Consider the following 11,506-nt stretch of genomic DNA (forward strand, 5'->3'; position numbering starts at 1 on the left):
ATCGGCATGGGCCGCCGCGCCGGCCCGCGGGACAGCGGCGAACCCCTCGCCCACCCGGCCAGGCCCCAAGGCTTTCCGGACGAAATCCGGGATGCCGTCCTGCCCCGCGCCATGCAGGCAGGGTTTTTCCACGACAATGCGCCAAGGCTGCCGGTCCTTGGCGAAACCGAAGGCAGGAGGTCTCCATGACCGTGAAAACCCCGGAACGGCTTGACGCGCATGTGCGGGCCGCTATCGCCGATATCGCCGCCGGGCGGCTGGTCATCGTCACCGATGACGAGGACCGCGAGAACGAGGGCGACCTGATCGGCGCCGCCGCGGCCATGGGGCCGGCTGAGGTGGCCTTCATGGTGCGCCACACCACCGGCATCCTCTGCGCGGCCATGGACCCGGCGCGCTGCGCCGGCTTCGACCTGCCGCCCATGGTGCAGGGCAACCAGGACCCGAACGGGACCGCCTATACCGTCAGCTGCGACGCGGCGGCCTGCGGCACCGGCGTCTCGGCCCAGGACCGGCTGCTGACCCTGCGCACGCTTGCCGGGCACCCTGATCCGGCGGCCTTGCGCCGGCCCGGCCACATGTTCCCGCTGCGCGCGCAGCCCGGCGGCGTGCTGGCCCGGCCCGGCCACACCGAGGCCGCCTGGGAGCTGGCCAGCCGCGCAGGCCTGCCCGGCGTCGGCGTGCTGGCCGAACTGGTCAACGACGACGGCAGCATGATGCGCGGCCCGGCGCTGCAGGCCTTCGCCAGCCGCCACGGCCTGCGGCAGCTGGCGATCACCGAGCTGATCGCCTGGCGGCTGGCCGGCGAAGGCGCCGCGCCTCTCGCAGGCCAGGCCGTCCCGGACCCGATGATGGATGAGGTCGCATGAAGGATCTGGGCCCGAACCAGCCGGCCGCGGCCATGCCGGTCGTGGCGATCATCGGCGGCGGCTTCAGCGGCTCGACGGTCGCCTGGCATCTGGCGCGCGCGCTGTCGGCGCCCGCCGCGATCCTGGTGATCGAGCCGCGTCCCCGGCTGGGCGAGGGCCTGGCCTATTCGACCGCCGATCCCAGCCATCGCATCAATGTCCCCGCCGCGCGCATGACCATGGACTGCGCCGAGGAGGGCGGCCTCCAGCACTGGATCGAGACCAGCGGCGCCGGGCTTTCCCCCGGCAGCCGGGCCGCGAACGGGGCGCTGTTCCCGCAGCGCCGGCTGGTGGCCGATTACGTGAACGCCAACCTGCAGCCCTATCTGGCGACCGGGCGCATCCGCCATCTGCGCGCCCGCGCCATCGAGGTCGTCCGCAAGGCGGGGTTCCGCATCCGGCTGGACGATGGCGGCGAGCTGGCCGCCGACCGCGTGGTCATCGCGACCAGCCATCCGCCGCCCGGCATTCCCCGCGCCCTTGCCGCGCTGCGCGATTCGCCGCGGCTGATCGCCGATCCCTCGGGACAAGGCCGGCAGCTGGCAGCGGTGGCGCAATCGGCGCGCCGGGTGCTGGTGGTCGGCACCGGGCTGACCTCGGCCGACGTGATCGCCAGCCTCGACCGGCAGGGCTTTGCCGGCCGCATCCTGGCGCTGTCGCGGCGCGGCCTGCGCTCGCGCGAGCATGCCTTCGACTATCCGGAATCGACGGTGGATTTCGCCGAAAAGCCGGCGCGCAGCGCGCTGGAGCTGCTGCGCCGCATCCGCGAGGCGGTGCGGCGCGACAGCGATGCCGGCCTGCCCTGGCAGGCGGCGCTGGACCAGGTGCGCCGCGACGGCCAAGCGATCTGGGCCGCCCTGCCCCAGGCCGAGCGCGGCAAGCTGCTGCGCTGGCTGCGCGTCTGGTGGGACGTTCACCGCTTCCGCATCGCGCCCCAGGTCGAGGAGGTGCTGGACCGGCTGATCGCCCAGGACCGGCTGCGGATCGTCGCCGGGCGGCTGCTGGCCGCGCATGAGGCGCCGGGCGGCATCGAGGTGGACTGGCACGCCCGCCGCGTCGCGCCGCAGAGCGAGCTTTTCGACGCGGTGATCCTGACCACCGGCCCGGCGCATGGCGACATCCTGCAAAGCTCGGCCCTGCTCGACGCCATGGCCCGGGCCGGGCTGATCCGCCCCGACCCGCTGGGTCTGGGGCTGGAGGTGACCGATCATTGCCGGGCCGTCGGCGGCGACGGCCGGCCGGTGCCCGGCCTGCTGGTCGCCGGACCGCTGGCGCGCGGCCATGTCGGTGAGCTCATGGGCATCCCCGAAGTCACCGCCCATGCCGAGGCCGTCGCGGCCCGGCTGGCCGAAAGCCTGCCCGCGGCGGCGCCCGCCCGGCGGTCAGACCCCGCGTGAAAGCGCCCTGCGCAAGGCCAGACGCGCCTCGCGCAGCGCCCGGCCCGATTGTCCCGGCCATGGACCCTGCCCCAGCTGGGCCTGCAGCAGCGCCAGGTCCTGTTCGGCGGTCAGCCCCAACCAATCCGCCGGAAGCAGCAGCACCCGCAGCCGGCGCAGGCGCGCCGCATCGCCGGACCAAAGCGCAAACCAGCGCGGCCCGGCCTCGCGCACCGTCCACTCGCCGCCCGCCTCGCCGCCGACCGGCGCGGGATGCCGCCGCCTGCTGGTGGTCAGCAGGAAAACCCGGTCGAGGATGCGCTCAGCCGGGCCTGCCATCGCCCGGCCCTCTGCCGTCGCGCCGCGGGGGCTCGACCGGCTCGACATGGGTCCGCCACAGCGTCCGGTCGCGGCCGCGCAGCAATTCGGCGGCCGCATGCCGCGGCGCATGGGTCAGGAAACTCAGCGGCTTGCCGTTCACCCGGGGCACCTCTCCGGTGCGGCGGTCGATCAGCCGCACCTCGAACAGCTGGTCGCCTTCCTTCCGCGGGGCCAGCAGCCCGGCGCCGGAAAACTGGATCATGGTCATGCGGGGCCCTCCTGTCGAAGAATCGCCAAAGCCTGCCTGTCGCAAGTCAGCAGTATACACGATCTAACAGATAGACAATATCGTTTATCTTCGGCATAAGGAACGCATGAACTCTCTGCCGGCTGCACAAGGGAAGGAAACATGGCTGACCTGGACCTGATCGACCGCAAGATCGTGGCCGAACTGATGCAGGATGCGACCCTGCCCATCGCGCAGATCGCCGACAAGGTCGGCCTGTCGCAGACCCCGTGCTGGAAGCGCATCCAGAAGCTGGAGGCCAGCGGCGTGCTGACCGGCCGCGTGGCGCTGGCCGACCCGGACAAGCTGGGCTTCGGCATCATCGTCTTCGTCGAGATCGAGGCGCCCAACCATTCCGTGGAATGGCGCGAGGAATTCACCCGCGCCGTCGAGGGCCTGCCCGAGATCATGGAGGCCTATCGCATGGCCGGGCAGATGGACTACCTGCTGCGCGTCGCGGTGCCCAGCATGGAGGCCTTCGACCTGTTCTACAAGCGGCTGACCGACGCGGTGCCGATCAAGAACGTGACCTCGCATTTCTCGATGGAGCGCATCCGCTACACCACCGCCTACCCGGTGGACAGCCGCAACCGCTGACCGGCCCGCCCTCCGTGGCGCGGCGGGCGCGGTTCAATAGGTCACCGTCACCACCACCGTGTCGGAATAGCTGCCGGGCGGCGGCGTGGGCTGGGCCGGGACCCGGCCGAAAACCGTGAAGCCCTGCGCCGCCCCCGAACCCGCCGCGGTCATCGCCAGCCCGTCCGCCAGCTGGCCCCAGCCCAGCGTCCGGCCGGGGTCGCGATAAAGCTGATAGCCGATCCGGTTCCCCGCCAGATCGCGCATCTGCCGGTCGTTCACGCCATTGCCCTGCAGCCCGTAGCCCAGCCCCAGCTGATAGCTCGACCCGGCTGTGCAGGTGACGCGGATCTGGCTGGTGGCGTCGACCGGCTGGTCCAGCAGCCCGGCCGAGCCGAAATCCAGATCATCCGCCTCGACCCGGCAGTCCGGCACCACCTGCGCCCGCACGGTAAAGCTGAAGGTCGCCGTCCGGTCGGTGCAAAGCAGGATGATGTTGCAGGTCCGGTAATCCACCCGCACGTCCAGCGGGTTGCGGGAGAAAGCCGAGGCATAGCTGCCCGGCATCACCCCGCCCTGCCCGCCCGGCACGCGGGCATGGACCGGCACGTTCATGCCCGAGCCGGTCAGCAGCGTCAGCACGCTGGCGCCCGTCAGCCGCAGCGGCTGCCCGCCATGGCTGCCGTAACTGCCGCCAAAGACCACGCTGCGGGCCGCATCCTGATACAGCTGGTAGCCGAGCCCGGTCGAGGTGGTGGCGCTGGTCATGCGCCGCATCCCGCCGCCAAGCCCGCCCAGCCCCTCGCCCAGATGGATGCGCATGTCGATCGAGGACAAAAGTCCCAGGAAGGCCGAGCAGTTGATGGCGATATTGCCCGTCGCATCGGTCGGGCCGCCGCCAAGCACGTCGACCGGACCCAGCACGACATCGGTGGCGGAAAAGCTGCAGCTCTGCGCCCGGACCAGACCGGCCGAGGCCAGCAGAAGCAGCAGGGCGAACAGCATCGGGCGCAGCATCGGCGCCAGTCGCGGCGGGGTCACAGGCAGGGCACTCCTCGGATTTCGGTCAGGGTTCCGGGCTGGTCGGCATAGTCGAACTGTGCGGCGCAGCTGCGGCCGTCGGGATAGGAAACCCGGATCTCGTTGCGGTCGCGCAGTCCCAGCGCAAAGACCTCGCCGTCGAAGCCGACCAGCAATTCGCCGTCATCCGCGCCGTTCAGCACCACGCGGCCGCCCACCTCCAGCGGGCGGCCGTCACCGCCGACCAGAGCGATCAGCGCCTCGCGCGCGCTGGCCTCGACGCCGAAATCCACCCGGGCCCCGGCGCGATGGGCGGGGCGCACCGTCTGCTTCGTCACCCCCACCGCCGCATCCAGCGGCAGGCCGGCCGGGTCGATCGTGACGCTGTTCGCCTCATAGGCGCGCAGGTCCGGCACCAGGATCTTGCCCGAGCGGCCGGTCCGGCCCACGGGGCGATTCTCGGCGCTGACCTCGACGCCCGGCGCGCCGGCATCGACCACCGCGAAGGCGTCGTCGATGCGCCGCGACAGAAACACCCCGCCGCCCGCCACCACGACCGAGCCGTCCAGCCGCAGCCCCAGCCCGCGGCCGTGCTGCGACACGCGGGCGCCGACTTCCGCGCGGCCCAGCCGGCCTTCGCGCGCGGCGCTGCCCTGCAGGGCAAGGCGCTCGCCCCGGTCGGCCTGCAGGCGCCAGCTCCATCCCGGCACCCGGCTCTCGCTGCGGCCGCTGGCGGTGGCGTATTGCCGCCAGCCCTCGCGGCGATGCTCGATCATCGTCCCGATATCGCGGCGCGCGCCCAGCGGCACATGCAGCTGCGCGCCGATCACCCGGTCGTCCTGCGCGCCGCGCTGCGCCAGCGCGGTCAGGGTCAGGCTGGCATCGCCCCAGACCTGCCGGTTGTAGGAGGCGCCGATGCTGGTCTCGTCCGGCCCGTCCGCATGGCGCAGGTCGGACAGGAACAGGCTGGCCGCGCTGCCCCGTTCCTGCCCCAGGGGCATGGAAAAGGCCAGCTGCGCCAATTGCCGGGGAAACCCGGCCAGCCCCGGCTCGATCAGGTCGGGATCGGCGGTCAGCGCGGCGATATCGGCAAAGCCGCCGCTGGTCCGCATGACCCGCCCCGAGACCTGCGTCCGGCCGAAGCTCAGCCGGGTCGAAAGGTCCAGCAGGCTGCCCTGCCCCCGGTCCGAGCGGCTATGCGCCAGGCTCAGGCTGGCGGTGCCCAGATGCGCGATGCGGAAGGTCGCGCCGAGGCCGCCCATGGCCAGCCCGCCGCCGCCCTCGGCATGGGCCATCAGCATCAGCCCGTCGGTCAGGCCGTAGCGCAGCGTCGCCGCCCCGAAGACACCCTCGGCATAGCGGTCGGTGCCGGTGCCGATGCCCAGCCGCGGCCGGCCCGCGGCCAGCGCGAAATCGGCCATGCCCCGGCGCAGCAGCTCGTCCGAGACCAGGAAGGGCAGGTCGATCTGCGTCTCGCGCCCGGTGACGTCGCGCACCACGACCCGCGCCATGCCCGCGCCGCCGGCCAGCGGCAGGTCGTCGATGCGGAACGGGCCGGCCGGAACCTCGGCGGCATAGGCGCGGATGGAATCGGCAAAGACCTCGACCGTCGAGGGCAAGGCCGCGCTGCCTTCGAATCCCGGCAGCGGCAGGGTGACCAGATCGGGGCGCAGGGCGAAATTGCGCTCGACCATCAGCCCGCCCAGCCGCACCGGCCGGGACCAGCCGGGACCGCGCGTGGCGATGTCGCCCAGCTGCACCTGCACCGCACGACCGGGAAAGGAGCTGCGCCAGTAACTGTCGAGCCGGCGGTGGCGCAGCGTGCCCGCCTCGTCCTCGGCCATGGCGAAACCGTGGGTCAGCACGCCCAGCGGCATGAACAGCCGCGCGTCGAAACCGCCCGAGACGCTGCGATCCGCCAGGCCCTGCGCGCCCCGCCAGGCGTCGAGGTTCAACCCGTAGTTCAGCACCAGCCCGTAGCCGTGATCGACCGGCGGGGCCGCGGCCTCTTCCTCTTCTTCCGGCGCGGCATCGGGGGCGGCGCTCAGCACATGCGGGGCAAGCAGAGCGTCGGGAACGATGAAGCGGATGGTCTGCTCCGGCTCGACCAGCCGCCAGCCAAGGCCGGGGATCTGGTGCAGCCGCACCTCGCCCCGCACGGCCGCGGCATCGGGCAGGACGCCGCTGTTGCGCAGCTCGTCGGCATCGGCCGACAGCGCCCCGCCGCCCAGATCGGTGAACCGGGTGATCAGGTTCATCGGCCGGCCGTTGACGAAGACCTCCAGATAAAGGTCGCGCCCGGTTTCCTCCGTCTGCTGCGCGGAAAGCGGACCGGCCAGCAGGGCGCAAAGCGCAAGGGCAAGAAGTGTGCGGGTCAGCGGGTGTCCCCTGCCGGGGCTACCGCGCCGGGACCCGGGCATCCAGCGCCCCGAGATTGGTCGCCGCCCTCAGCCGGGCGCCGCCGCCCAGCCGGCCGGCCTGCGCCACCGGCCATTGCATGGTCGAACCGCCCAGCACATAGCCCACCAGACCCGGACGCGAGACCGAGGCGCCGCTGGCGCCGGTCAGGCGCAGATCGGCCAGCCGCAGCCGGGTGTCGCCGCGGTTCTGCGCCACAAGGAAGGTAGCGCCGCCGGAATTGCGCAGCGACCAGGCGACCTCGGGGCTGCGGGCGCCGCGGCCGGTGAAGAAGACGGGGATGCGCAGCTCGGTGGCGAAGGCGACCGCGCCGCTGCGGCGGCGGCTCTGGTCGGGCACCTCGTTGATGATGATGCGCCAGGCCTCCTCGCCCTTGACCGGGGATTTTGCGGTGCGCACCACGCGGATGGTCTGGGTGGCGCCGGGCGGCAGCCGGGTCGCGGGCGGGCTGACCACCACCTCGCCGCCGCGGCGCAGCTGCTCCTGCCCGCCGGATTGCGTCCAGCGGAAGGCCCGGGCCTGGACGGTGATCGTCTCGCGCCCCTCGTTGCGCAGGGTCAGCGTGGTCGCCGCCCCGGGCGCGGGCACCTCGAGCATCACGGGGGACACCCGCAGCCCCTCGGCGGCGGCAAGGCAGGGCGCAAGCGCCAGCGAGGCGGCCAGAAGGCCGCGACGAAGCAGGTCGAGCATGTTCGGCATTCCGTTCAATAGGTGACCGTCACCGTCACATTGTCGCTATAGCTGCCCGGCGCGGGCGTGGTCTGGGGGATGACCCGGCCATAGATGGTGAAGCTTTGCGCCGCGCCGGTTCCGGTCCCGGCCTGGGTATCGGTGCCCACCGTGTCGCCCCAGTTGGCGGTGCGGCCGCTGTCGCGGAACAGCTGATAGCTGATCGTGTCCAGGCTGGCCGAGCTCATCTGCCGGGTAGTGGTGGTCGCACCCGCCCCCTCGCCCGCGCCCAGGCCGATGTCATAAGGCGTCGAGCTGGTGCAGGCGACCTGCAGCGAGGCGGTGGCGTCGACATTGCCGGTCAGCACGCCCGCATTGCCGAAATCCAGCGTCTCGGTCGAGATGACTTGGCATTCCTCGGTAATGGTGATGCGGACGTCGAAACTGTCCGTGGCGGTCTGCGCCCAGGCCCCTAAGGGCACCAGCACCATGCATCCCGCAAGAGCCGCGCGCATCTTTATTCCAATCATGGCAATTATCCGTCCGGATAGAAATATTCCTGAAAACAGGCCGCACAATCTTGGACATTACGCGCTTATTGCACTAAACCTGCAGTTGTTAATACCTATTAACGCACACCATTAGCGTCAACAGAAAAATATTGCACGGGATGCGGTATTTGAACGCAGGTTTGCGATTATATCCAATTTGTCTTTAACGCCTCGCTTGCGACAATATGCATCTGTTCGAATATATTTCTTATATACCAATATGTTGCGGGAAAACCCCTGGGCAAATCCCTTCCTTTGGGCAAACCCTTGGCGGAAGCTTTGGCTCGGGACCTGCTCATGTCTTTATGTCTGTTTGGTTGTAAGGTTTTTAACTGCTCTCGCGGCATTCTCCGCGCTCTTGGCCGATATTATACCGCCTTCGGAAGATGATCGAAAAACAACATGAGACCTTCGCCCGCGCATCTGATCGAAAATAAGACACATTTGTCTGCAAATACCCCTCGCCCTCCAGTCGCAGCAGGCTGCACCCCAAGGCCAGCCCACCGCCGAGAGCCGTCATCCTCCGGACCCATCCCGCCCGGCATTATCCGTTCTGATTTTCCGAACGCAGTATCGCGCAATCCGCCGTCTGGACAGAACTGACGGCGGCAGGCATCCTTGTCGGGACCGGCCCGGACCGGCGGCCGGCTTCGCAGAGGAAGCGCCCGATGACCAAGATCGCCGTGACCAAAGAGAACGACCGCTATGTCGCCCGCCTCCCCGGCATCGCTGCCGAGGGCGAGATCACCTTCACCCGCCGCGGCCCCGGCGTGATCAGCGCCGACCATACCGGCGTTCCCGAAGCCATGGCCGGCCGCGGCGTGGCCAGCGCCCTGCTGGAGTTCATGCTCGAGGACGCGCGGCAGAACGGTTTCCGCATCATCCCGCTCTGCCGCTATGTGCGCGGCCAATATGCCCGCCATCCCGAATGGGCCGAATTGTTCACCACCGCGCCCGGCGAAGACCCCTGAGGAGGAGACCATGGCCAAGACCAGCCCGAACCGATCCAGCTCGGCTCGGGGCTGATGCGCAGGGGGCGCGCAGCGGTTCCGCAAGGTGCAGCAATGATATTTCCCGCGCCGTGCCGCGCTGATGCGCGAGGGCAGGCTCGGCTGATCCGCCTATAGTTCCGCCGCGAAGCCTGCAAGGAATTTGCGCAGCTGCTCGCGGGTCTTGTCGTCGGTCAGGTTGCCCTGATCGTCGAAGACCGATTCCGCGCGCGACACCATCAGCCGCCCGGCGGTCCACAGCTCGGTCTTGAGCGTCCGCAGCACCGGCAGCCAGTGGTTCTGCGCCAGGATGGTGCCGAAGCCGCCCGGCGAGGCGCCGATCACCGCCACCGGCTTGCCGACGAACATCGCCAGCCCCTCGCCGCGCGACATCCAGTCGATGACGTTCTTGAGCACGCCCGGCACGCCGTTGTTGTATTCCGGCGTGACCAGCAACAGCCCGTCCGCCGCCGCAAGCTGCGATTGCAGGGCACGGACCGGCCCGGGCAGGCCCGATGCGGCCTCCAGGTCGCCGTCGTAAAGCGGCACGTCGCGGATCGCGCCGATCGGGATCTCCACCCCCTCGGGCGCAAGCTCGGCCGCGGCGCGCAACAGGCCGGCATTGAACGAGGCGCGCCGCAGGCTGCCGCCGAGGCCCAGAATGGTCTTGGTCATCGCTTTTCCTTTCCCAGGTGATGCGGTCAGCCGCTCAACGCCGCCGGGCCGCGGATCGTCGCCCCGGCGGGGAATATTTTTCGGCGGCCTATATGCGGCAGCCGGCCGAGGTAAGGGCCATACCGGTCTGATCCGCGTCGCCAGCCGGTTCGGACCGGCTTCTTCAGCTGTCTCCGCCTGCGCGACATCCGCTAGCGAAGGCACGACCGACGCCATCCGCGAGCTGCGCTACGAGACCGGCTCGCCAGAGCGGCGGCAAGGCATCCTCGCCCTCGAACGGCTTGACCTGCCAAGCGCCGTTTGGAGGCCGGACAATTCGTCCCCCGTCCGGGCCATCGGGCTCGGACAAGGCCATGCAGCTCTGCCTGCTGTCGGACCTGCTGCTGCAAGCGCCGGTGGTCGAGGCGCGGCGCTAGGCGCCCCCGTCCCGGTCCTGCAGCGCCCGCGGCTTCGGCCCGCCGGTCGCCCAGTCGAGCAGCTCGGCCGTATGGACCACCGGCACCCCGGTGCCCGAGCCGATCTGCATCATGCAGCCGATATTGCCGGCGCTGATGACCTGCGGGGTCAGCGCCTCCAGCGTCTCGACCTTGCGGCGCTTCAACTCGGCCGAGATCGCCGGCTGCATCAGGTTGTAGGTGCCGGCCGAGCCGCAGCAGATATGCGCGTCCCTGGGCTCCAGCACGGTGAAGCCGGCGGCGGCCAGCAGCTCCTTCGGCGTCGCGCGGATCTGCTGGCCGTGCTGCAGCGAACAGGCGGCGTGATAGCCGACGCGCAAGGGCTCGGCATGGCCGGGCTCGCGCAGGCCCAGATCGGCCATGACCTCGGTGATGTCCCTGGCCAAGGCCGCGACCTGCGCGGCATCGGCCGCCAGCGGGTCGTGCGCGAACATATGCCCGTAATCCTTGACCGTGGTGCCGCAGCCCGAGGTGTTGATGACCACGGCGTCCAGCCCCTCGCCCGCCACCTCGGCCATCAGCGCGCGGATATTGGCGGCGGCCATGGCGCGGCTTTCGTCGGTCTTGCCCATGTGATGGGTCAGCGCGCCGCAGCAGCCCAGGCCGCGCGGGATCACCACCTCGCAGCCGTGCCGGCGCAAGAGGCGGATGGTCGCGTCGTTGATGTCGGTGTTCAGCGCCCTTTGCGCGCAGCCGATCAGCAGCGCCACCCGCTTGCGGCGCGGCCCCTCGGCGGCAAAGACCTGCGGGCGGTCGTTCAGGCTGGGCGGCGGGATGTCGCGGGGCGCCATGTCCAGCATCGCCCGCAGCCGCGCATCCGGCACCAGCCGGCGAAACGGCCGCGCGAGCTTCGCGCCCATCAGCGCCAGCCGGAAGCGGCCCGGATAGGGCAGGATGCGCGCCAGAAGCCAGCGCAGCGCCCGCTCGCCCAGGGGACGGCGATAGGTCTTCTCGATATATTCGCGGGCGTGATCGACCAGATGCATGTAATGCACGCCCGAGGGGCAGGTGGTCATGCAGGACAGACAGGACAGGCAACGGTCGATATGGCCGACGGTCTTGGCGTCGGGAACCTTGCCGTTCTCCAGCATGTCCTTGATCAGGTAGATGCGGCCGCGCGGGCTGTCCAGCTCGTCGCCCAGCACCTTGTAGGTCGGGCAGGTCGCGGTGCAAAAGCCGCAATGGACGCAGCTGCGCAGGATCTCGTTGGCGCGGGCGGTGCCGGGGTCGGCCAGTTGCTCTGCGGTGAAATTGGTCTGCAT

General features: G+C 70.3%; 12 protein-coding genes. 4 read left to right on the top strand and 8 right to left on the bottom strand.

The window, feature by feature from the left end; all coding sequences use genetic code 11:
* Nucleotides 1-185: 185 nt before the first annotated feature.
* Complete coding sequence (ribB, locus tag LOS78_RS19390; protein ID WP_230378810.1) at nt 186-869, top strand: 3,4-dihydroxy-2-butanone-4-phosphate synthase; 684 nt, start codon at nt 186-188, stop codon at nt 867-869.
* Nucleotides 866-2,305 (top strand): FAD/NAD(P)-binding protein, encoded by a 1,440-nt coding sequence (locus LOS78_RS19395; protein ID WP_230378811.1) that lies wholly within the window; start codon nt 866-868, stop codon nt 2,303-2,305. Before ribB ends, LOS78_RS19395 begins: the two co-directional genes overlap by 4 nt.
* Here LOS78_RS19395 and LOS78_RS19400 read toward each other — a convergent pair.
* Entirely contained in the window at nt 2,291-2,623 is a 333-nt protein-coding gene (locus tag LOS78_RS19400; RefSeq protein ID WP_230378812.1) for a hypothetical protein, read from the bottom strand. The two genes, LOS78_RS19395 and LOS78_RS19400, sit on opposite strands and share 15 nt — an antisense overlap.
* Nucleotides 2,607-2,873, bottom strand: a complete 267-nt coding sequence (locus tag LOS78_RS19405; RefSeq protein ID WP_230378813.1) for a hypothetical protein — start codon at nt 2,871-2,873, stop codon at nt 2,607-2,609. Before LOS78_RS19405 ends, LOS78_RS19400 begins: the two co-directional genes overlap by 17 nt.
* A 141-nt stretch (nt 2,874-3,014) precedes the next feature.
* On the opposite strand from LOS78_RS19405, the gene LOS78_RS19410 reads away from it, so the two are divergent.
* Nucleotides 3,015-3,488: an Lrp/AsnC family transcriptional regulator gene (locus tag LOS78_RS19410; RefSeq protein WP_028712997.1), complete on the top strand. Its 474-nt coding sequence runs from the start codon at nt 3,015-3,017 to the stop codon at nt 3,486-3,488.
* A 33-nt stretch (nt 3,489-3,521) separates the two neighbouring features.
* Here LOS78_RS19410 and LOS78_RS19415 read toward each other — a convergent pair whose 3' ends face one another.
* From LOS78_RS19415 to LOS78_RS19430, 4 genes are read right to left on the bottom strand one after another with little or no spacing between them, the layout of a single operon-like run.
* Nucleotides 3,522-4,508 (bottom strand): spore coat U domain-containing protein, encoded by a 987-nt coding sequence (locus LOS78_RS19415; RefSeq protein WP_051476394.1) that lies wholly within the window; start codon nt 4,506-4,508, stop codon nt 3,522-3,524.
* On the bottom strand, nt 4,505-6,907 hold the full coding sequence (locus LOS78_RS19420) for a fimbria/pilus outer membrane usher protein (RefSeq protein WP_230378814.1): 2,403 nt from the start codon (nt 6,905-6,907) through the stop codon (nt 4,505-4,507). The genes LOS78_RS19415 and LOS78_RS19420 overlap by 4 nt, the downstream gene beginning before the upstream one ends.
* Complete coding sequence (locus LOS78_RS19425; RefSeq protein ID WP_036697653.1) at nt 6,885-7,595, bottom strand: molecular chaperone; 711 nt, start codon at nt 7,593-7,595, stop codon at nt 6,885-6,887. Before LOS78_RS19425 ends, LOS78_RS19420 begins: the two co-directional genes overlap by 23 nt.
* A 14-nt stretch (nt 7,596-7,609) precedes the next feature.
* Nucleotides 7,610-8,104 (bottom strand): spore coat U domain-containing protein, encoded by a 495-nt coding sequence (locus LOS78_RS19430; RefSeq protein ID WP_230378815.1) that lies wholly within the window; start codon nt 8,102-8,104, stop codon nt 7,610-7,612.
* Between the two features lie 689 nt (nt 8,105-8,793).
* Here LOS78_RS19430 and LOS78_RS19435 point away from each other — a divergent pair.
* Nucleotides 8,794-9,096: a GNAT family N-acetyltransferase gene (locus LOS78_RS19435; protein WP_028713002.1), complete on the top strand. Its 303-nt coding sequence runs from the start codon at nt 8,794-8,796 to the stop codon at nt 9,094-9,096.
* A 150-nt stretch (nt 9,097-9,246) separates the two neighbouring features.
* On the opposite strand, the gene LOS78_RS19440 is transcribed toward LOS78_RS19435, so the two are convergent.
* Nucleotides 9,247-9,789, bottom strand: a complete 543-nt coding sequence (locus LOS78_RS19440) for an NADPH-dependent FMN reductase (protein ID WP_230378816.1) — start codon at nt 9,787-9,789, stop codon at nt 9,247-9,249.
* Nucleotides 9,790-10,201: 412 nt separating this feature from the next.
* A complete protein-coding gene (gene glcF, locus LOS78_RS19445; RefSeq protein ID WP_230378817.1) occupies nt 10,202-11,506 on the bottom strand; it encodes a glycolate oxidase subunit GlcF in 1,305 nt (434 codons plus the stop codon).

The organism is Paracoccus sp. MA (genome assembly GCF_020990385.1).
GTDB lineage: Bacteria > Pseudomonadota > Alphaproteobacteria > Rhodobacterales > Rhodobacteraceae > Paracoccus.

Bases quoted from the DNA above. Each gene is read 5' to 3' on its own strand.
- LOS78_RS19435 (WP_028713002.1), top strand. From the start codon at position 8,794: ATGACCAAGATCGCCGTGACCAAAGAGAACGACCGCTATGTCGCCCGC.
- LOS78_RS19400 (WP_230378812.1), bottom strand. From the start codon at position 2,623: ATGGCAGGCCCGGCTGAGCGCATCCTCGACCGGGTTTTCCTGCTGACC.
- LOS78_RS19425 (WP_036697653.1), bottom strand. From the start codon at position 7,595: ATGCTCGACCTGCTTCGTCGCGGCCTTCTGGCCGCCTCGCTGGCGCTT.
- LOS78_RS19405 (WP_230378813.1), bottom strand. From the start codon at position 2,873: ATGACCATGATCCAGTTTTCCGGCGCCGGGCTGCTGGCCCCGCGGAAG.
- LOS78_RS19395 (WP_230378811.1), top strand. From the start codon at position 866: ATGAAGGATCTGGGCCCGAACCAGCCGGCCGCGGCCATGCCGGTCGTG.
- LOS78_RS19410 (WP_028712997.1), top strand. From the start codon at position 3,015: ATGGCTGACCTGGACCTGATCGACCGCAAGATCGTGGCCGAACTGATG.
- LOS78_RS19420 (WP_230378814.1), bottom strand. From the start codon at position 6,907: ATGCCCGGGTCCCGGCGCGGTAGCCCCGGCAGGGGACACCCGCTGACC.
- LOS78_RS19430 (WP_230378815.1), bottom strand. From the start codon at position 8,104: ATGATTGGAATAAAGATGCGCGCGGCTCTTGCGGGATGCATGGTGCTG.
- ribB (WP_230378810.1), top strand. From the start codon at position 186: ATGACCGTGAAAACCCCGGAACGGCTTGACGCGCATGTGCGGGCCGCT.
- LOS78_RS19440 (WP_230378816.1), bottom strand. From the start codon at position 9,789: ATGACCAAGACCATTCTGGGCCTCGGCGGCAGCCTGCGGCGCGCCTCG.
- glcF (WP_230378817.1), bottom strand. From the start codon at position 11,506: ATGCAGACCAATTTCACCGCAGAGCAACTGGCCGACCCCGGCACCGCC.